We start from the raw sequence: 18,650 nt of genomic DNA on the forward strand, positions 1-18,650 counted from the left end.
GCTAAGCTATGCGTTTGGTGGCGATGGCGGAGGGGTTCCACACGTACCCATCCCGAACACGACCGTTAAGCCCTCTAGCGCCGATGGTACTTGGACCGCAGGGTCCTGGGAGAGTAGGACGCCGCCAAGCGAAGAACCACTGCCGATGTTATTCGGTGGTGGTTTTTATTTGTTTATTTTAGGGGATGCGAAAGCATCTCTTATTTGACTTTGTAAGAATCCTCTGACACACTCTAAGGGGTACATATATCAGATATCAGGCCATGATTTGGATTGATAATAACTCTAGCGAATGGGGTGTAGGACAACATGGAAATTCAGAAATTGACGGTAGATGATTTTGAACCGGCGATGGCACTCTCCGAATATGCTTTTCAAGTAGTAATGAGTGAAGAACAGAAAGAAAAACGGCGGAGTCAATTTTCGTCACAGGATATATGGGGTGTATATGAGGACGGGCAGCTAGGAGCTAAACTTCACATCATTCCTTTTCAAACCTATATTCATGGCAGATCGTTCGAGATGGGCGGTATTGCGGGTGTAGCCACCTGGCCAGAGTATAGACGCAAAGGCTGGGTAGCTGGTCTGCTGAAGCATGCGTTGGAAGAAATGAATCGTAACAAACAGAGTATATCTTTCTTGCATCCATTCTCTTTTGGCTTCTATCGGAAGTATGGATGGGAGACGTATGTTGAATTTAAACGTTATAAAGTACCTACAGCTCATTTGCCTCTGAAAAAAGCGACACCTGGAACAATTCGGCGTGGGGATCCGGGCCTCAGCATATTAAAGGAAGTATACAGTGCGTATGCTGAGCGTTATAACGGAACTCTGGTTCGGGATGATGCAAGGTGGGAGAATTCAGTTCTTGTTAATGGGACCAGCCAGAAGGCTGTATATTACGATGAAGCTGATGCAGCACAAGGTTATCTTTTATATGAGGTTAAGGAAAATAAGTTTACCATTAAAGAGATCATCTATCTGAATGAAGAGGCTAGGCAAGGGCTGTGGACCTTCATTGCTAACCATGATTCCATGATCCAGGAAGTTACGTTGCAGGCGCCTGCCAGTGACACGCTTGCCTTCCAATTGGATAACCCACGGATTCAGCAGGAGATTGTACCTTATTTTATGGCGCGTATCGTTAGTGTAGAGCAGTTTATATCCCAGTATCCATTTGCAAGCCAGGACTCACCGGTGCAGATTGTACTTCAGGTAGAAGATGCCCCACGCTCCATGGAATGAAGGGGTATGGCAATTAAACGTGGCAATGAACGGAACGGCGTCCATATGGAAAACATCGGAGCCAATTACTGATGATCAGATCATTAAGGTGGATATTCAATCCCTTACCGCGGTGCTCATGGGATATCGCAGACCAACGGAAATGGCACGAATCGGAAGAATTCACGGACCGAACACAGCAATCAAGGCTTTGGAAAAAGCGATTCCTGAGCGGGAAACCTATTTGCTCGATTTTTTCTGATGGCTATGCCCACTGCTCCATTTAACTTGATTAGCTTATATAGAAATACGGCGTGATTGAAAGACAAATGGACTTCTCCAGCAATTTTGGGGAGGTTTTTTTGTGTCCGGGGAATATTTCGTGTAAAATCGTAAAAAATGAATAGTGACCCCACTTGGCAAAACCACAAAATATGCTATAATGGTTATAAAGTCAAAGAAAGTCAAAGTCAACTAAAGGTTTAATACTTAAGTAGCTTTCTTTCTACAATCTGATGCATGATCGCCAATATACGGGATTCATTTCATCGGAGGATCAAGGGAATATTAAAGGACCTTCGTGCTTCCTTCGCTCTCCTGTTAACACCTGTGGAAGCAAGATTCGATGTTTCCCTGATTGGTTAAATGGGTAGAGAAGGTGTACTCTGTGGGGGCGTGTGGGTCCTTATTGACTTAACGTTTCAGACAGTGGAGGATGATTGGATGCGTAATATCTCTGATATTATCGAACGATATCTGAAGAGTATTTTGCATGAAAGTCCCGAAGGAATGGTTGAAATTCAGCGTAATGATCTGGCAGATCAATTCTCATGTGTACCTTCCCAGATCAATTATGTCATCAGCACACGTTTTACACTCGAGAAGGGATACCTGGTAGAGAGTAAACGCGGCGGTGGTGGTTATGTTCGCATACAGCGCATTGAATTACCGGCCCAATCAGCTCTGCATAATCATTTGCACCATAGTATTGGTGAAGAGATCGGGCAGACAGCTGCCGAAGGTCTGATCTATCAATTGGAAGAAGCGCGCTTCTTGAGCAAGCGGGAAGCCGGGTTGATGCGAGCTGCTGTATCTAGAGAGGTTATATTGGTCAAACTTCCTTACCGGGATCAAATTCGTGCCAGAATGTTGAAGGCGATGTTAATATCTTTGCTCGGTAAATGAAAACTATCGGGGTCAAAGGAGGTACATCAATATGCTGTGCCAAGAATGCAATAAACGTCCGGCGACACTTCATTTTACGAAGATCGTAAATGGAGAGAAGACGGAATTCCATATTTGTGAGTCATGTGCCCGTGAAAAAGGGGAAATGATCCCTGGAACAGCAGGTGGGTTTTCCATTCACAACTTGTTGTCCGGATTGCTTGATTTTGATCCAGCCGGCAAAAGTGGATCGGCAGGAACACCACCTGCAAAAGCTCTTCAATGTGAAGAGTGTGGTATGACGTACGCACAATTTAGTAAGATAGGCCGGTTCGGCTGCAGTTCATGTTATAAATATTTTGACAGTCGTCTGGATCCTTTGTTCAAGCGGGTTCATGGTAATACGTCCCATGTAGGCAAAGTGCCTGCACGAGCTGGTGGTCGCATCAAGGTGAAACGGCAAATTGCTGATCTGAAGCGTGAGCTACAAGAGAGCATCGCACAAGAGGAATTTGAAGAGGCGGCCCAGATCCGTGACCAGATCAGAGGACTTGAAAAAGGAATAGCTCAGGAGTAAAGTTTGTCATGAGTAGGAGGGATGCGTAATGCCTAATCTGCGCTTTACAGAGAAGGCGCTCAGCGACTGGATGCGCAGTGATGCGGCTGATTCCGAAATTGTCATTAGCAGCCGTGTCCGGATTGCACGCAACCTTCAGCATGTTCCGTTTCCGATGCTGGCTTCCAATGAGCAATCGGAAGAGGTGCTGAATAAGCTGAGCGAAGTACTTCAATACGATGACGTTCATGCCTTTGGGGATTTTCATACGTTGGATCTGATCGATATTGACGAACTTGACAAACGGGTGCTGGTGGAGAAACATCTCATCAGTCCAAGTCTTGCGAATGAATCCAGGAATGGTGCGGTTATTCTCAGTGAGGATGAGTCAGTCAGTATTATGATTAACGAAGAGGATCATCTTCGTATCCAGTGCCTCTATCCGGGATTCCAGGTGAAAGAAGCCTGGGAGAAAGCTTCCGCAATAGATGATGCTTTTGAAGCGCACGTGGATTATGCTTTTGATGATCGCAGAGGATACTTAACCAGCTGTCCTACTAATGTAGGTACAGGTGTCAGAGCATCGGTTATGATGCACTTGCCTGCCCTGGTGATGACACAACAGATAGGCCGTATTCTAACCGCAGTTTCCCAAGTGGGATTGACGGTAAGAGGAATATACGGTGAAGGTAGCGAGGCGATGGGTAACCTGTTCCAGATCTCGAATCAGATTACATTGGGACAGACCGAACAGGAAGTCATCGAGAACCTGCATGGTGTTGTGTTACAGATGATTGGTCATGAACGTACAGCGAGAGAACGGTTAATTACCGACTCCAGACTTCGGATTACGGATCGGGTCATGCGTTCTTATGGCATATTGTCTCATGCAGCTATTGTTGATTCCAAGGAAGCTGCACAGCGCTTATCGGATGTACGCCTTGGCGTGGATCTCGGATTGTTGGATGGACTGTCCATCACGGTAATGAATGAGTTGAATGTGATGACACAGCCGGGATTTTTGCAGAAAACATTCGGGGAAGATATGCGCACAGATGAGCGTGACATATACCGTGCTCAGTTGATTCGTGATACGATCAATGCAGCGAAGCAGTCCTAGTTTAACCTGATATTGTATTGAATTATGGTTTCATGCCGCATTGCGGCTTTTATATAATAAGGCATCTACAAATGCCAAATGACTTTATTCGCAGCACGGCTGCAAACAAAAATGATATGAAGAATACGACGGTTATTTCATTACATGACCTCGTTTTATCCAAAACCATGGAGGTGCAGGAGATATGATGTTTGGAAGATTTACGGAACGGGCCCAAAAGGTGCTCGCACTCGCGCAGGAAGAAGCTGTCCGTCTCGGTCATAATAACATCGGTACTGAGCATATTTTGCTCGGCCTCATTCGTGAAGGCGAAGGCATCGCAGCCAAAGCACTGATCGGCCTGGGACTCGGATTGGAAAAAATTCAGGATGAAGTAGAAACGCTGATTGGCCGTGGCCAAGAGCAACCTACCAACATTGCATATACGCCACGTGCGAAAAAAGTAATTGAACTGTCTATGGATGAAGCTCGTAAATTGGGCCACACCTATGTAGGCACAGAGCATATCCTGCTCGGATTGATTCGTGAAGGCGAGGGTGTTGCAGCACGTGTGCTCAATAACCTGGGTATTAGCCTGAACAAAGCACGTCAACAAGTGCTGCAATTGCTTGGCAGCAGTGAAGCTGTATCCAGTCATAATGGAACACCTGCCAATGTAAGCACACCAACGCTGGACAGTCTGGCACGTGACCTCACGGCTTATGCGAGAGAGAACAACCTGGACCCAGTCATTGGACGTAGTAAAGAAATTGAACGTGTCATTCAGGTGCTCAGCCGTCGTACGAAGAACAACCCGGTATTGATCGGTGAGCCAGGTGTAGGTAAAACAGCGATTGCTGAAGGCCTTGCACAAAAAATCATTGCAAATGAGATTCCGGAAACATTACGCGACAAACGTGTAATGACCCTGGATATGGGTTCTGTAGTCGCTGGAACCAAATATCGTGGTGAGTTTGAAGATCGTCTGAAAAAAATCATGGATGAGATTCGCCAAGCAGGTAACATTGTCTTGTTTATCGACGAATTGCATACCTTGATTGGCGCAGGCGGAGCTGAAGGTGCCATCGATGCTTCTAACATTTTGAAACCGGCTCTGGCCCGTGGAGAATTGCAATGTATCGGTGCGACAACACTGGATGAGTATCGTAAATACATCGAGAAGGATGCAGCGCTTGAGCGTCGTTTCCAACCGATTACTGTAGATCAGCCTTCTCCAGAAGAAGCGATTCAAATCTTGCACGGTTTGCGTGACCGTTATGAGGCGCATCACCGCGTGAAAATTACGGACGAAGCAATTGTGCAGGCGGTTAAACTGTCTGATCGTTACATTACAGACCGTTTCCTGCCAGACAAAGCGATTGACCTGATTGATGAAGCGGGCTCCAAAGTAAGATTGAACTCTTACACGATCCCACCAAACCTGAAACAACTGGAAAGCCGTCTGGAAGATATCCGTAAGGAAAAAGACGCTGCAGTTCAAAGTCAGGAGTTCGAAAAAGCAGCAGCTCTGCGTGATACGGAACAAAAAATCCGTGAAGAGCTTGATGTAACGAAGAACCAGTGGAAAGAGAAACAAGGTCGCACCGATTCCGAGGTTACTCCTGAGGATATCGCACAAGTGGTAGCCAGCTGGACAGGAATCCCTGTGAACCAACTGAAAGAAGAAGAGACACAGCGTCTGATGAATTTGGAGTCTATTCTACATGAACGTGTCATCGGTCAGGATGAGGCAGTGAAGTCTGTCAGCCGTGCGGTTCGTCGTGCTCGTGCAGGACTTAAAGATCCAAAACGTCCGATGGGTTCGTTCATTTTCCTCGGCCCTACAGGGGTAGGTAAAACAGAACTTGCTCGTGCTCTGGCTGAAGCGATGTTCGGCGATGAAAATGCAGTAATCCGGATTGATATGTCCGAGTATGGTGAGAAGCACTCGACTTCCCGACTTGTCGGAGCGCCTCCAGGATATGTTGGGTACGAAGAAGGTGGCCAGCTGACAGAGAAAGTTCGTCGCAAACCATATTCCGTAGTCCTGCTCGATGAAATCGAGAAAGCACATCCAGAAGTATTCAATATCTTGTTACAAGTGCTTGAGGATGGTCGACTGACGGATTCCAAAGGTCGCGTCGTTGACTTCCGCAATACGCTGATCATCTTGACATCCAACGTGGGTGCCGAAGCGATCAAACGTAACTCTACACTAGGCTTCACTGCAGTTGTAGATGCAGGAGCAGATTATGACAACATGAAGGGGAAAGTGATGGATGAGCTGAAGAAAAGCTTCCGTCCAGAGTTCCTTAACCGGATTGATGAAATTATCGTGTTCCACTCACTCGAAGAAAAACACATCGCTGAAATTGTTACGCTTATGAGTGAAGAACTTCGTAAACGACTGCTCGAACATGAGGTCGATTTCGAACTCACTGATAATGCCAAGTCGTTCCTTGCTAAGTCAGGCTTTGATCCAGCTTACGGTGCGCGTCCGCTTCGTCGGGCAATCCAGAAGCATATCGAGGACAAATTGTCCGAAGAGTTGCTCACAGGTAACGTAACCAAAGGGGATTCATTGCTCATCGACGAAGAGAACGGTGCACTGTCTGTTACGAAAAAAGACGTGGTCGTTCCGTCCAATGAGGAAATCGAAACTAAATAATATTTAGCAAGCTTTGGAGTTAAACTTCAGCTTGTATTGATCCATAATCCTTAATCAAATCCTTCTCGGCTTCGGCCTGGGAGGATTTTTTGCACTTTGGACAGAAGACGGACATGATTATGTCAGGAACATGTGTAAAGTTTGCGATAATCCTTTACGAAAAATCTCAAACAATGGTAAACTTTTAGTAACCCTGCACGTCAGGGAGTTTGGGTGAAATTCGTCGAATAATGCAAAATGCTGTTATAAAATTAAATTATAGGAGTGCTGAAGTGGCCAAAGTTAAAACCAAGTTTCAATGTACGGAATGCGGCTATGAAGCCCCCAAGTGGTACGGTAAGTGTCCAGGTTGTCAGTCATGGAATTCAATGGTGGAAGAAACAGAGACGGTGGTCAAAACACAAGGGAGAAATTCTCCTCTGTTTGACAGTAAAGATAAACCGCTTCCTATCATAGATATAGATAGCGGTCAGGAACCGCGTGTACAGACTGGAATCGGAGAGTTGAACCGGGTATTGGGTGGCGGAATCGTTCCGGGTTCACTCGTTCTAGTGGGCGGAGATCCGGGTATTGGGAAATCAACGTTGATGTTGCAGACATCTCATGCTTTGACGCATTCGGGTTTGCGTGTGTTATATGTTTCCGGTGAGGAATCAGTCAAACAAACCAAATTGCGGGCAGACCGCCTCGGGGCACTCTCTGCCGAGTTGTATGTACTGTGTGAAACCAATATGGAACGTGTAGAGGAAGCGGTGGATCAGATCCAGCCGCATTTTCTTGTCATCGACTCCATTCAGACGGTATATCTTCCCGAAGTTACCAGTGCGCCGGGTAGTGTAGCACAGGTAAGGGAATGTACGTCAAGGTTCATGCGGATTGCCAAAGGCAGAGGCATTGCAACGGTTCTTGTGGGGCATGTTACCAAAGAAGGTGCCATTGCCGGTCCACGTATGTTAGAACATATGGTGGATTGCGTGCTTTATTTTGAAGGAGAACGGCATCATACGTATCGCCTGTTGCGTGCGGTGAAGAACCGTTTTGGTTCCACCAATGAGATTGGCATTTTTGAAATGGGTGAGGATGGACTTCGTGAGGTGGGCAATCCGTCCGAACTCTTTTTGTCGGAACGTCCACTAGGGGTAGCAGGTTCAACGGTAGTTGCCAGTATGGAGGGTACACGCCCTCTGCTCGTGGAATTGCAGGCGTTGATCTCGACGACCCATTTCCCTTCTCCCCGCCGTATGGCAACAGGGGTAGATCTGCACCGATTAAATCTGATCATTGCAGTGCTGGAGAAACGGATGGGGATGTTTTTACAGACCCAGGATGCATATCTGAACGTGGCTGGTGGAGTACGGTTGGATGAGCCCGCTGTAGATTTGGCGGTTGCCGTCAGCATTGCATCCAGTTTGAGAGATGTACCGACCAAGCCGGACGACGTCATCTTTGGCGAGATCGGTCTGACAGGTGAAGTTCGAGCCGTATCACGGGCCGAACAACGAGTGAAGGAAGCCGCAAAGCTGGGCTTCAAACGAGTCATTTTACCAGAAAAAAGCTTAAAGGGCTGGAAACATCCTCGCGGGATACAACTGATCGGTGTGAATACCGTGGCAGATGCACTAGCGGTTGCTTTAGATTAGGGGGCATAACAAGATGAAAGATATGAGCCAACTGGATAATATGAATGAGTTGTTAAGGCTGATCGCACCAGGTACACCTTTCCGCGAAGGTCTGGAAAATGTGCTGCGCGCCAAAACGGGCGCACTGCTTGTTGTAGGATACAGCCCTGAAGTAATGGAAGTGGTGGATGGGGGATTCTCGATTAACTGTGATTTCTCCCCAAACTACCTGTACGAACTCGCCAAGATGGATGGTGCCATTATTCTTAGCGAAGATTTGAAGCGTATTCTTTACGCCAATACCCAGTTAATCCCAGATTCATCTATCTCTTCATCAGAGACGGGGATTCGTCACCGGACGGCAGAGCGTGTAGCAAAGCAAACGGGTAAATTGGTCGTATCCATATCACAGCGCCGGAATATCATTACTTTGTATCAGGGAACACTTCGTTATTCCCTCAAGGAAATCGGGGTTATTTTGACCAAAGCGAATCAAGCGATTCAAACCTTGGAGAAATACAAAGCTGTATTAACACAGTCCCTTACAAATCTGAGTGCCTCTGAATTTGAGGAACTGGTGACGATTCCTGAAGTGGTTAATGTAATTCAGCGTACCGAAATGGTGATGCGGATCAAAACGGAAATCAAACGTTACATTCATGAACTCGGGAATGAGGGACGACTCATTTCCATGCAAATGGAAGAACTCGTGGGTACAACGGAAGAAGAAGCCTGGTTATTGTATAAAGACTATGCCCGTGACGACAGTGATGACAAAATCCGTGAAATTATCGTGGGACTGAAAAGATTGTCGGACGATGAGTTGCTGGATGCACATCATATTGTCCGTCTGCTCGGCTATCCTTCATCAGCGGCTACTTCAGAGGATTCGGTTGCCCCTCGTGGATTCCGGGTATTAAATAAGATCCCCCGCCTGCCCAATGTCATTATCCATAATCTGGTGGATCAATTCGAACAATTGCCTCATGTTATTATGGCTACAATTGAAGAACTGGACGAAGTCGACGGTATTGGTGAAGTTCGTGCCCGGACCATTAAGGAAGGCCTCAAACGTTTGCAGGAGCAAATGTTTATCGACAGACAGATGTAAGGGTTTGCCTATATAAAGGCTTGAAATGGATGAGGTGAAACAACGATGCTAACCAGATTCATTCCGAATCTCTTTACCCTGGGTAATCTGTTTCTTGGAATGATGGCAATTTTGCTTGCGATTGATGGAAATTACAGTTTGGCTGCCATTATGGTCATTGTAGCGATGCTGCTGGATGGTCTGGATGGCCGAGTGGCACGTGCACTCAATGCCCAAAGCGAATTCGGCAAGGAACTTGATTCCTTGTCTGACATGGTTTCCTTTGGTGCAGCACCAGCCCTGATCATATTTATGGTGTCGTTTCAAGATTCGATGCCGATCCTCGCCTGGATCGCAACAGCGGCTTTTCCGATCTGTGGAGCCATTCGTCTTGCTCGGTTTAATGTTCGTCCGGGAATTCCCGGGTACTTCACAGGTCTGCCGATTCCCGCAGCCGGTGGGGTGCTGGCTACACTGTCCTTGTTCAATAAGGATATTGGCCCGGTTAGTATGATGATTGCTACGTTGCTGTTATCGTATCTGATGGTGAGTTCGCTTAAATATCCCAATTTCAAAAAGGTTGGTTTGCCACGCAAGGCAATCTGGATTGCACCATGGGTTGTGTTATTTGCCATAGCCGTAGCCGTTATTTTCCCGGAGCAGTTATCCAAATTGATCTTTATTCCGCTGGTGTTATACGCCCTCTATGGAATGAAGCATAATGTGCGAACGGCGGCCTCACGTAGTCGGGCGAAAAAGCGCAAGGATGAGAAATCTTCCCGTCCTTCCGATCGTTAAGTCGCCTTGGGGACAGACACTATACAAAGAAAGCACGTACTCTCCTGAACTGGAGAATGCGTGCTTTTTGTTTATTCAGATCTATTTACGGTAAAAGAAACCCTTACGGACGACATACATATCTTCTTACGACAGATTAAACATCCCTAACGTTGAACACTTCTGTGATTCGTGATTTACGACCTCTTCCATGTTAATGTCCAGCAGATTGCAGAGAGCCGACATGTAGAACAGGTTCCGCCCTAGTTCAGAGCTGATGACCTCTCTGCAGTTCTCACACAACTCACCTTCCACATGCGTTTCCAGCAGGCCCTTGGTTTGAGCGATATCGCTCTCCGGGGCATATTTCTGCTTGGTGGCGTGCAGCTCGATGCAGCCGCATTCGGTAATGGCTTTGGACACGGCACGGTTAACAGACGCTCCGGCTTGTCCCGTTTTGGACAGTACATCAATCAGGCTGCGATGACGCAGTAACAGTTCAGAAACTTGATCCTGGAAAGCCTGTAAACTTAGCGTACTCATTTTGCCACTCACCTCGGGATATGAATTGAATTCATTATATGCCAATAATTTACCTACTTTCAACTGACGATTGCAACATTTCCAAAAAGTTCTTCCAGATGGGATTAGCAATTCAGGAATTGGATCATACTGGATATAAAGATCAAGATACATTGAAGGAGGTGCAGGGACTAATGTGGAAAAAAGGCATTTTAACTTTTACAGGATTGTGCGGTGCATGGTTCGGCTACACGGCATATCATCTGGCAGGAAAATCGGTCCCATGGATGGCGGAGTGGATTCAGTCAGCAGGATTACTGGGAGCTGGTATATCGACACTGCTGGGAGCTGTAATGTTTATGGCTGTATGTAATATTGGTGGAACATTGATGGCAGACAGGCTGCATAGTGGAATTGATTCATTGGCAAAAGTACCTATGAACGAATTGGCTGCAGGTGCCGCAGGTACCGTTGCAGGATTGCTCGTGGCCTTGTTACTCTACCCTGTTGTGGGATGGATGGGGACGGCAGGAGAAGTGCTGCAAGTGGCGCTGACGGTGATTAGTGCTTATTCCGGTTATACCCTTGCCATGGCGAAGAAAGACGATCTGGGGGCCTTCTGGATGTCTGGACGATGGGGTCATCCCGAGGTGGACGAGGATAGACGGATGGAAGAACATAAAATTCTGGATACCAGTGTTATTATCGATGGGCGTATCGCTGATATATGCAAAACCGGATTTATTGAAGGCACGATCGTAATTCCGGAATTTGTTCTGGAGGAGTTACAGCATATTGCCGATTCATCGGATCTGCTCAAGCGGAACAGAGGACGGCGTGGACTGGACATTTTGAACAAAATCCAGAAGGAACTTGATGTAAAAGTCCTGATCTACGAGGGGGATTTCGAGGAAATCTCCGAGGTGGACAGCAAACTGGTTAAACTGGCTAAAGTGCTTCAGGGCAAAGTGGTCACCAATGACTTTAACCTGAACAAAGTGTGCGAACTCCAGGGTGTATCTGTGTTGAACATTAATGATCTCGCCAATGCGGTTAAGCCAGTTGTTCTGCCAGGTGAGGAGATCATGGTGCAGATCATCAAGGATGGCAAGGAGCATGGTCAAGGTGTAGCCTATCTGGATGATGGCACAATGATCGTTGTGGAAGGCGGACGCGAGTATATCGGCATGATGATGGAAGTGCTGGTGACCAGTGTGTTGCAGACTTCAGCGGGACGAATGATTTTTGCCAAGCCGAAACTGTTGGAAAAAGCCCAATAAAGCGGTATGATGGGTAGTGTATCGTTGAATGATATTGTATATCTTTGGACGATAAACTGACAGACAAGGCAGGGATTGCGGCATGGATAAAGGGTGGGGCGTTGTCATTGTGGCAGCAGGTCGCGGAACCCGGATGGGGACGGCCGAGAGCAAACAGTTTCTGTTGCTGCAGGACAAGCCCGTTTTCATACATACGCTTGAGGTATTTGCTTTGCTGGACGAGATCCGCGAGATGGTGCTGGTCACAGGAGCCGCAGATGTTGAGCGCTGCCAGGATTGGGTAAAAGAATACCAATTGGATTCACGTGTCCGTGTTATCCCCGGAGGGAAAGAGAGACAACATTCTGTCCATAAAGGCCTTGAGGCACTTGGGACGGATTGGGTTCTCGTTCACGACGGGGTACGTCCTTTTGTGAACCATGAGCAGATCAAGGGATGCATGGCGGCCGCCATGTCCGGTGGTGGAGCAGCTGTACTGGCGGTTCCCGTGAAGGATACGATCAAACAAGTGAATGCGGAAGGAGTCGTTACGGCGACGCCAGACCGCAGCAGTCTGTGGAGCATTCAAACCCCGCAGGCTTTTCGTCTTTCTTCCCTGCTCTCCGCCTACGAATCAGCCGAGCAGGACGGATTTCTGGGGACAGATGATGCCATGCTGGCTGAACGTCAGGGAATGTCGGTCAAGGTTGTGGAAGGCAATTATACCAATATCAAATTAACAACGCCGGAAGATTTGCAATATGCTGCGTTTTTGCTGGGGGGAGAGAAGAAGCGATGATACGTGTAGGACAGGGATTTGATGTACATCAGCTGGTAGAGGGACGCCCGTGCATTATTGGCGGAGTAACGATTCCTTATGAAAAAGGACTGCTGGGTCACTCGGACGCAGACGTGCTGTTGCACGCGATCAGTGATGCCATTTTGGGTGCGCTGGCACTTGGGGATATTGGCAAGCACTTCCCGGATACCGATCCGGAATTCAAGGATGCCGACAGCCTGAAATTGCTGGAGCATGTATGGCAGCTTGTGAAGGATCGCGGGTATAAGCTAGGGAATATCGATTCAACGATTATTGCCCAGAAGCCAAAGATGGCTCCTTATATCCCGCAGATGGCTGAGGTTATTGCCAAGGCACTGGAAGCGGATGTAACGCAGGTGAACGTGAAAGCAACAACGACAGAGCAACTGGGATTCCCGGGACGGGGAGAGGGCATTGCCGCTCAATCCGTTGTTTGCCTTGTACGTGTGTGATATCATCAATCAATTAGTGACGGAGGGGATCATATGAGCACGGATATTCGTGTGCGTTACGCGCCGAGCCCAACGGGACACCTGCATATCGGGAATGCCCGTACGGCGTTGTTTAACTATTTATATGCCAAACATAATAACGGTAAATTCATTATTCGTATTGAAGATACGGACGTAAAACGGAATATTGCCGGTGGTGAAGAAAGCCAACTGAAATACCTGAAATGGCTCGGAATTGAGTGGGACGAAAGTATTGACGTGGGCGGAGAATACGGACCATACCGTCAAACGGAACGTCTGGACCTCTATCGTAAATATACGCAGGAGTTGCTGGATAAAGGTCTGGCTTACCGTTGCTTCTGCACGGAAGAAGAATTGGAGCAAGAGCGCGAGGAACAGTCAGCACGTGGAGAAACACCGCGTTATTCTGGCAAACACCGTGACCTGACTCCAGAGCAAATTAGTGCGTTTGAAGCGGAAGGCCGCGTAGCGAGTATTCGTTTCCGTGTGCCGGAAGAGCGCACATATACGTTTGATGATATGGTTAAAGGCACAATCTCGTTCAACAGCAAGGAATCCGGTGACTTCGTCATTGTGAAAAAAGACGGCATTCCCACATACAACTATGCCGTTGCTGTGGATGATCACTTGATGAAGATCTCCCACGTCTTGCGCGGGGAAGATCACATCTCGAACACGCCGCGTCAACTGATGATCTATGAAGCGCTTGGCTGGGAGCCGCCGCAATTCGGACATATGACGCTGATCGTGAATGAAAATCACAAGAAGCTGAGTAAACGGGATGAGTCCGTTATTCAGTTCATTGAGCAGTATGATCAGCTCGGCTATTTGCCTGAAGCGATGTTTAACTTCATTTCCTTACTCGGCTGGTCGCCGGAAGGGGAAGAAGAGATTTTCTCGCAAGAGCAGCTGATCTCCATTTTTGATACGAAACGTCTGTCCAAGAGCCCGGCGGTATTTGATACCCACAAGCTGGCTCACTTGAACAACCACTATATCAAACATGCTGACCCGGAACGTATTGCCGAAATGGCCATTCCGCATCTGCAAGAGGCTGGACGTATTTCTTCCGAGCTGTCTGCTGAACAAAAAGAATGGGCTTATACTCTGGTACACCTGTACCAGGAGCAGATGAATTCTGCCTCCGATATTGTCGAATTGTCGGAAGTATTCTTCCGTTCCAATCTGGAGCTTGAAAGTGAAGGAGAAGCAGTGCTTGCGGAGGAGCAGGTGCCAACCGTACTGAAGGCATTTGCGGATAAAGTACAGGCGAGCGAAGAGTTTACTCCAAGTAAAATGGCTGCATTGATCAAGGAAGTACAGAAAGAAACCGGCTTTAAGGGCAAACAGCTCTTTATGCCAATTCGTGTAGCCTTGACTGGACAGACGCATGGACGGGATCTGAACCAAACGATCGTACTTCTGGGTCGTGATACGGTGATCGAACGCCTGCTTGCACAAGTAAAATAATCTTAGTCGAGGACATTCCGTTTATTTGGAATCTGAACACAGTCCTACGATGGATGGATTACGTAGGAGGCTGTTGTCAGTCTGAGGCCTTTTCGCTATAATAACAACACAACGAATAATTGATATGATTTATCTAATAGAACAGCAAAGATCGGGAGGAGTAGACTGACCCGGACAGATTCAGAGAGGATGGTCCCGCTGCAAAGAGAGATTTCTTTGGTTGCGGTGGCTGTGAACCATCCACTGTCCATCAGCCGAAATGCGCCCGTGAGCTGCACAGCCGAATCCGGCCCCGCCTTTGTCGATCATGACATGGGAAAACGTTAGGATAGGTTGTGACGATTGGTTTCCGTTACCAAACCGCTTGAGGGCTCATTCTATTTAAGAATGGACCGAGCAGAGTGGGACCGCGATAAACGCCTCTGCAGCTAAATGCTGCAGGGGCGTTTTTTTGTTTAGGCGAGTGTGCAGTACACTACCAAGGAACGCGCCGTCCGGTAAGCCGGAGGACGGGAACCTGAACAAGAGGGGAACGAGCATGTTCAAGAAGATCAGATCAGATATTCAGGCGGTGTTTGAAAACGATCCGGCGGCCAGAGGTTGGTTTGAGGTGGTATTCACCTACTCAGGGCTGCATGCGATATGGGCACACCGGATCGCTCATTTTTTATACAAGCGAAGATGGTTCTCGGTTGCCCGGTTCATTTCGCAGGTTAGCCGTTTTATGACAGGAATCGAGATACATCCTGGAGCTACGATCGGAAATCGGTTGTTTATTGACCATGGGATGGGCGTCGTTATTGGAGAAACATGTGAGATTGGCGATGATGTCGTTATCTATCAGGGGGTTACCCTGGGCGGAACAGGGAAAGAAAAAGGAAAGAGACATCCGACCATTGGTAATAATGTGGTTATCTCATCCGGAGCCAAGGTGCTGGGTTCATTTAGCGTGGGGGATCAGTGTAACATTGGTGCGAACTCTGTTGTGCTTAAGGAGGTCCCTTCCAATAGTACCGTGGTAGGTATACCGGGCAGAATTGTTAAACAGGATGGTCGACGAGTAGATCGCCTCAGTCAACAATTGCCCGATCCGGTCGTTGACTCCTTGCGCAGTATGCAAAAAGAACTCGAACGATTGCAGGAAGAAGTACGTACACTGCAGAATGCCCGTGAAAATGAGACTGTGCGTGATACGTGATACAATAAATAAAGGCAGTATAGGATGAAAGGATAAGTGACCATGACGCTTCAGATTTATAATACGATGAGTCGTACCAAAGAGGAATTTGTTCCCCAAGAACCAGGGAAAGTAAAAATGTATGTTTGCGGACCAACGGTATATGACTACATTCATATCGGGAATGCACGCCCGGTTATCTTTTTCGACACGGTTCGTGGATACCTGGAACAGACAGGACATGATGTGAACTATGTGGTGAATTTCACGGATGTGGACGATAAGCTGATTCGCAAAGCAGAACAACTTGGAACAGACGTTCCTCACGTGGCTGAGAAATTTATTGCTGCCTATTATGAAGACATTGAGGGATTGGGTATTCCCAAGGCAAGCAGCAATCCGAGAGTAACGGAAAACATGCCGCTGATCATTGACTTTATCCGTGAGCTGGTTGAAAAAGGATTTGCGTATGAAAATGGCGGTGACGTCTATTATCGTACAGGCAAATTCAGCGAATATGGCAAACTTTCAAAACAAAACCTGCAGGAGCTGCAATTTGGAATCCGTGTGGGTGTGGACGAGCGCAAAGAGCATCCCGAAGATTTTGTGCTCTGGAAGGCTGCCAAACCAGGTGAGATCTATTGGTCCAGTCCTTGGGGCGATGGTCGACCAGGCTGGCATATTGAGTGCTCCGCCATGGCTAGGGAGTACCTTGGGGATACACTGGACATTCACGGGGGTGGACAGGATCTGCAGTTCCCGCACCATGAGTGCGAATGCGCCCAATCCGAGGTATTAACAGGTAAACCCACTTGCGAACTACTGGATGCATAATGGATTCATCCGGATTGATAACGAGAAGATGTCGAAATCACTCGGTAATGGTGTTCTGGTTAAAGACTTGCGGAATCAATATAAACGCGAAGCGATTCGTTATTTCATGTTGTCTACCCACTATCGCAACCCATTAAACTTTACGGATGATACGATGGAGCAGGCACAGAACAGTGTGGACCGGATTGCAAATGCGGTAGGTAACCTGAATCATCGTCTGAATGCGGTGACTGTAGATCAGGATATCACAGTAGAGTTTGCGGCAAGACTCGACCAAATTCGTCAGCAGTATCACGAAAAGATGCAGGATGATTTCAATACTCCTGATGCGATCACTGCGATGTTTGAGTGGGCAGGTGAAGCCAACCAACTGTTGCAGCAAGAAGTAGTTAATGCGGCAGACATTCGCGCGCTCCTCGAGTTGTTCAGTGAATTGAATGCTGTGCTGCGCATCTATACTGACGCAGAGCCAGAACTTCTGGATGAGGAAGTAGAACGTCTGATTGAAGAGCGTGTAGAAGCGCGCAAGTCCAAAAACTGGGCAAGAGCGGATGAAATTCGCGATGAATTGTCTGCACGTGGCATTCTGCTTGAAGATACGGCGCAGGGCATGAGATGGCGGCGCAAATGAGCGAAGGACATCCAAATACACCAAAACAACAGGAGCAGGTCACAGAGGGAGGGTGGTTCCCTTATCCTCCTTCCAGACCTGCGAGGTTGATTCCACCTATTGCACTGGCCTATATTGGTGATGCGGTATATGAGGTAGCTGTTCGTCAATATCTGTTGTCGAAGGCCAACATGCGTCCCAATCATTTGCACCGTAGTGCAACTGGGTTGGTATCAGCAAAGGCACAGAGCCGCATACTTACAACGATTGAGGATGAACTGTCAGAGGAAGAACGGGATATCGTCCGGCAAGGGCGGAATGCCAAATCGGGTAGTGTACCCAAAAATGCAGATGTATTGGAGTACAGACATGCTACGGCTTTTGAATGTCTCATTGGTTACCTCTATAGCAGTGGTCATCATGATCGCATGATTGAACTGATCGGGCTTGGCATTGAGCACGCGGAACAACAATCGCCATCGCCGACAAAAAAATAGAAATTTCAACAAAACAATGCATTACAGAGAGGATCGAACAACGATGGAAGAAGAATGGATCGCCGGTAAACACTCCGTGACGGAGGCGCTGCGTTCAGGCCGGACCATTAATAAAATATGGATTGCCGATACAGCACAGAAACATCTGACTCAACCTATTATCTCGGAAGCTAAAAAACTAGGTATTGTCATTCAACACGTGGACAAGCGTAAGCTGGATCAAACGGTACCAGGCATTCAGCATCAGGGGGTAGTTGCTCAAGCGGCACCTTACGCTTATGTGGAGGTAGAAGACATTCTTGCCGCAGCAAAAGCGAAGAATGAGCATCCTTTCCTGATTCTGCTGGATGAGATTGAAGATCCTCATAACCTGGGGTCAATTTTGCGGACAGCAGATTGCACGGGTGCGCATGGCGTCATTGTACCCAAACGTCGCTCGGCAGCGGTAACCGTGACAGTATCCAAAACATCAGCAGGCGCTGTGGAGTACGTGCCAGTGGCTCGTGTAAGTAATCTTGGACAGACCATCGATCGCCTCAAAGAGGAAGGTGTATGGGTTGTAGGGACAGATGTCACGGCTCACGAAGGTGTCTTTGGTAATGGAGTCTTTACTGGCCCTGTGGCATTGGTAATCGGAAATGAGAACAAGGGAATGGGACGACTTATTCGTGAGAAATGCGATGTGCTGATCAAACTACCAATGCAAGGTCAGATTAATTCCCTGAATGCTTCCGTGGCAGCCGGGGTTGTCATGTACGAAGTGCTCCGCTCGCGTCAAGCGCAGGAATAGA

At 47.6% G+C, this 18,650-nt stretch carries 17 protein-coding genes, 1 rRNA gene and 1 pseudogene; 18 read left to right on the forward strand and 1 reads right to left on the reverse strand.

Translation table 11 applies throughout. The features are described 5' to 3' along the window. Positions 1 to 13: 13 nt before the first annotated feature. The 10 genes from rrf to pssA all read left to right on the forward strand — a co-directional run bounded on the left by rrf (position 14) and on the right by pssA (position 10,218). Positions 14 to 130: ribosomal RNA gene (gene rrf / locus QF041_RS24035) — 5S ribosomal RNA — on the forward strand. 179 nt (positions 131 to 309) lie between these two features. After that, entirely contained in the window at positions 310 to 1,245 is a 936-nt protein-coding gene (locus QF041_RS24040) for a GNAT family N-acetyltransferase (RefSeq protein ID WP_307415959.1), read from the forward strand. Between the two features lie 25 nt (positions 1,246 to 1,270). Continuing rightward, positions 1,271 to 1,486 (forward strand): sterol carrier protein domain-containing protein, encoded by a 216-nt coding sequence (locus tag QF041_RS24045; protein ID WP_307417045.1) that lies wholly within the window; start codon positions 1,271 to 1,273, stop codon positions 1,484 to 1,486. A 461-nt stretch (positions 1,487 to 1,947) separates the two neighbouring features. Further along, positions 1,948 to 2,409: a CtsR family transcriptional regulator gene (locus QF041_RS24050; RefSeq protein WP_036607135.1), complete on the forward strand. Its 462-nt coding sequence runs from the start codon at positions 1,948 to 1,950 to the stop codon at positions 2,407 to 2,409. Between the two features lie 31 nt (positions 2,410 to 2,440). Continuing rightward, positions 2,441 to 2,965 carry a protein-arginine kinase activator protein McsA gene (mcsA, locus tag QF041_RS24055; RefSeq protein WP_036607138.1) on the forward strand — a complete coding sequence of 175 codons (525 nt, stop codon included), beginning with the start codon at positions 2,441 to 2,443 and terminating at the stop codon, positions 2,963 to 2,965. A 28-nt stretch (positions 2,966 to 2,993) separates the two neighbouring features. Continuing rightward, positions 2,994 to 4,064: a protein-arginine kinase McsB gene (gene mcsB, locus QF041_RS24060; RefSeq protein ID WP_036607140.1), complete on the forward strand. Its 1,071-nt coding sequence runs from the start codon at positions 2,994 to 2,996 to the stop codon at positions 4,062 to 4,064. A gap of 184 nt (positions 4,065 to 4,248) precedes the next feature. Beyond that, positions 4,249 to 6,711, forward strand: coding sequence for an ATP-dependent Clp protease ATP-binding subunit (locus tag QF041_RS24065; protein ID WP_036607223.1), 2,463 nt, complete (start codon positions 4,249 to 4,251; stop codon positions 6,709 to 6,711). Between the two features lie 272 nt (positions 6,712 to 6,983). Beyond that, on the forward strand, positions 6,984 to 8,351 hold the full coding sequence (gene radA / locus QF041_RS24070; protein ID WP_036671578.1) for a DNA repair protein RadA: 1,368 nt from the start codon (positions 6,984 to 6,986) through the stop codon (positions 8,349 to 8,351). Positions 8,352 to 8,364: 13 nt separating this feature from the next. Beyond that, positions 8,365 to 9,441, forward strand: a complete 1,077-nt coding sequence (disA, locus tag QF041_RS24075) for a DNA integrity scanning diadenylate cyclase DisA (RefSeq protein ID WP_047841130.1) — start codon at positions 8,365 to 8,367, stop codon at positions 9,439 to 9,441. Between the two features lie 45 nt (positions 9,442 to 9,486). Next, on the forward strand, positions 9,487 to 10,218 hold the full coding sequence (gene pssA, locus QF041_RS24080; protein ID WP_017692048.1) for a CDP-diacylglycerol--serine O-phosphatidyltransferase: 732 nt from the start codon (positions 9,487 to 9,489) through the stop codon (positions 10,216 to 10,218). Positions 10,219 to 10,344: 126 nt separating this feature from the next. On the opposite strand, the gene QF041_RS24085 is transcribed toward pssA, so the two are convergent. Continuing rightward, positions 10,345 to 10,740 (reverse strand): nucleoside triphosphate pyrophosphohydrolase family protein, encoded by a 396-nt coding sequence (locus QF041_RS24085; protein WP_017692049.1) that lies wholly within the window; start codon positions 10,738 to 10,740, stop codon positions 10,345 to 10,347. A 173-nt stretch (positions 10,741 to 10,913) separates the two neighbouring features. Between QF041_RS24085 and QF041_RS24090 the strand changes: the two genes are divergently transcribed. From QF041_RS24090 to rlmB, 8 genes and pseudogenes are all read left to right on the forward strand, one after another. Beyond that, positions 10,914 to 11,999 carry a PIN/TRAM domain-containing protein gene (locus QF041_RS24090; protein WP_047841132.1) on the forward strand — a complete coding sequence of 362 codons (1,086 nt, stop codon included), beginning with the start codon at positions 10,914 to 10,916 and terminating at the stop codon, positions 11,997 to 11,999. Positions 12,000 to 12,081: 82 nt separating this feature from the next. Next, positions 12,082 to 12,777, forward strand: a complete 696-nt coding sequence (gene ispD / locus QF041_RS24095) for a 2-C-methyl-D-erythritol 4-phosphate cytidylyltransferase (RefSeq protein ID WP_307415961.1) — start codon at positions 12,082 to 12,084, stop codon at positions 12,775 to 12,777. After that, a complete protein-coding gene (ispF, locus tag QF041_RS24100; protein WP_017692052.1) occupies positions 12,774 to 13,250 on the forward strand; it encodes a 2-C-methyl-D-erythritol 2,4-cyclodiphosphate synthase in 477 nt (158 codons plus the stop codon). Before ispD ends, ispF begins: the two co-directional genes overlap by 4 nt. A gap of 33 nt (positions 13,251 to 13,283) precedes the next feature. Continuing rightward, the gene (gltX, locus tag QF041_RS24105; RefSeq protein ID WP_307415962.1) at positions 13,284 to 14,741 is read left to right on the forward strand and encodes a glutamate--tRNA ligase; all 1,458 of its coding nucleotides are present in this window, start codon (positions 13,284 to 13,286) and stop codon (positions 14,739 to 14,741) included. 538 nt (positions 14,742 to 15,279) lie between these two features. Further along, positions 15,280 to 15,939 carry a serine O-acetyltransferase gene (cysE, locus tag QF041_RS24110; RefSeq protein WP_307415963.1) on the forward strand — a complete coding sequence of 220 codons (660 nt, stop codon included), beginning with the start codon at positions 15,280 to 15,282 and terminating at the stop codon, positions 15,937 to 15,939. A gap of 42 nt (positions 15,940 to 15,981) precedes the next feature. Then, positions 15,982 to 17,383 (forward strand): annotated as a pseudogene (cysS, locus tag QF041_RS24115) (cysteine--tRNA ligase). Next, on the forward strand, positions 17,380 to 17,859 hold the full coding sequence (locus QF041_RS24120; protein WP_307415964.1) for a Mini-ribonuclease 3: 480 nt from the start codon (positions 17,380 to 17,382) through the stop codon (positions 17,857 to 17,859). Before cysS ends, QF041_RS24120 begins: the two are co-directional and overlap by 4 nt. A gap of 43 nt (positions 17,860 to 17,902) precedes the next feature. Continuing rightward, positions 17,903 to 18,649, forward strand: a complete 747-nt coding sequence (gene rlmB / locus QF041_RS24125; RefSeq protein ID WP_017692057.1) for a 23S rRNA (guanosine(2251)-2'-O)-methyltransferase RlmB — start codon at positions 17,903 to 17,905, stop codon at positions 18,647 to 18,649. Position 18,650: the final 1 nt, after the last annotated feature.

This window comes from Paenibacillus sp. W2I17 (assembly GCF_030815985.1).
GTDB lineage: Bacteria > Bacillota > Bacilli > Paenibacillales > Paenibacillaceae > Paenibacillus.

What these genes read in the sequence shown, in the direction of transcription:
- QF041_RS24040 (WP_307415959.1), top strand. Translation starts at nt 310, where the DNA reads ATGGAAATTCAGAAATTGACGGTAGATGATTTTGAACCGGCGATGGCA.
- QF041_RS24045 (WP_307417045.1), top strand. Translation starts at nt 1,271, where the DNA reads ATGAACGGAACGGCGTCCATATGGAAAACATCGGAGCCAATTACTGAT.
- QF041_RS24050 (WP_036607135.1), top strand. Translation starts at nt 1,948, where the DNA reads ATGCGTAATATCTCTGATATTATCGAACGATATCTGAAGAGTATTTTG.
- mcsA (WP_036607138.1), top strand. Translation starts at nt 2,441, where the DNA reads ATGCTGTGCCAAGAATGCAATAAACGTCCGGCGACACTTCATTTTACG.
- mcsB (WP_036607140.1), top strand. Translation starts at nt 2,994, where the DNA reads ATGCCTAATCTGCGCTTTACAGAGAAGGCGCTCAGCGACTGGATGCGC.
- QF041_RS24065 (WP_036607223.1), top strand. Translation starts at nt 4,249, where the DNA reads ATGATGTTTGGAAGATTTACGGAACGGGCCCAAAAGGTGCTCGCACTC.
- disA (WP_047841130.1), top strand. Translation starts at nt 8,365, where the DNA reads ATGAAAGATATGAGCCAACTGGATAATATGAATGAGTTGTTAAGGCTG.
- pssA (WP_017692048.1), top strand. Translation starts at nt 9,487, where the DNA reads ATGCTAACCAGATTCATTCCGAATCTCTTTACCCTGGGTAATCTGTTT.
- QF041_RS24085 (WP_017692049.1), bottom strand. Translation starts at nt 10,740, where the DNA reads ATGAGTACGCTAAGTTTACAGGCTTTCCAGGATCAAGTTTCTGAACTG.
- QF041_RS24090 (WP_047841132.1), top strand. Translation starts at nt 10,914, where the DNA reads ATGTGGAAAAAAGGCATTTTAACTTTTACAGGATTGTGCGGTGCATGG.
- ispD (WP_307415961.1), top strand. Translation starts at nt 12,082, where the DNA reads ATGGATAAAGGGTGGGGCGTTGTCATTGTGGCAGCAGGTCGCGGAACC.
- ispF (WP_017692052.1), top strand. Translation starts at nt 12,774, where the DNA reads ATGATACGTGTAGGACAGGGATTTGATGTACATCAGCTGGTAGAGGGA.
- gltX (WP_307415962.1), top strand. Translation starts at nt 13,284, where the DNA reads ATGAGCACGGATATTCGTGTGCGTTACGCGCCGAGCCCAACGGGACAC.
- cysE (WP_307415963.1), top strand. Translation starts at nt 15,280, where the DNA reads ATGTTCAAGAAGATCAGATCAGATATTCAGGCGGTGTTTGAAAACGAT.
- QF041_RS24120 (WP_307415964.1), top strand. Translation starts at nt 17,380, where the DNA reads ATGAGCGAAGGACATCCAAATACACCAAAACAACAGGAGCAGGTCACA.
- rlmB (WP_017692057.1), top strand. Translation starts at nt 17,903, where the DNA reads ATGGAAGAAGAATGGATCGCCGGTAAACACTCCGTGACGGAGGCGCTG.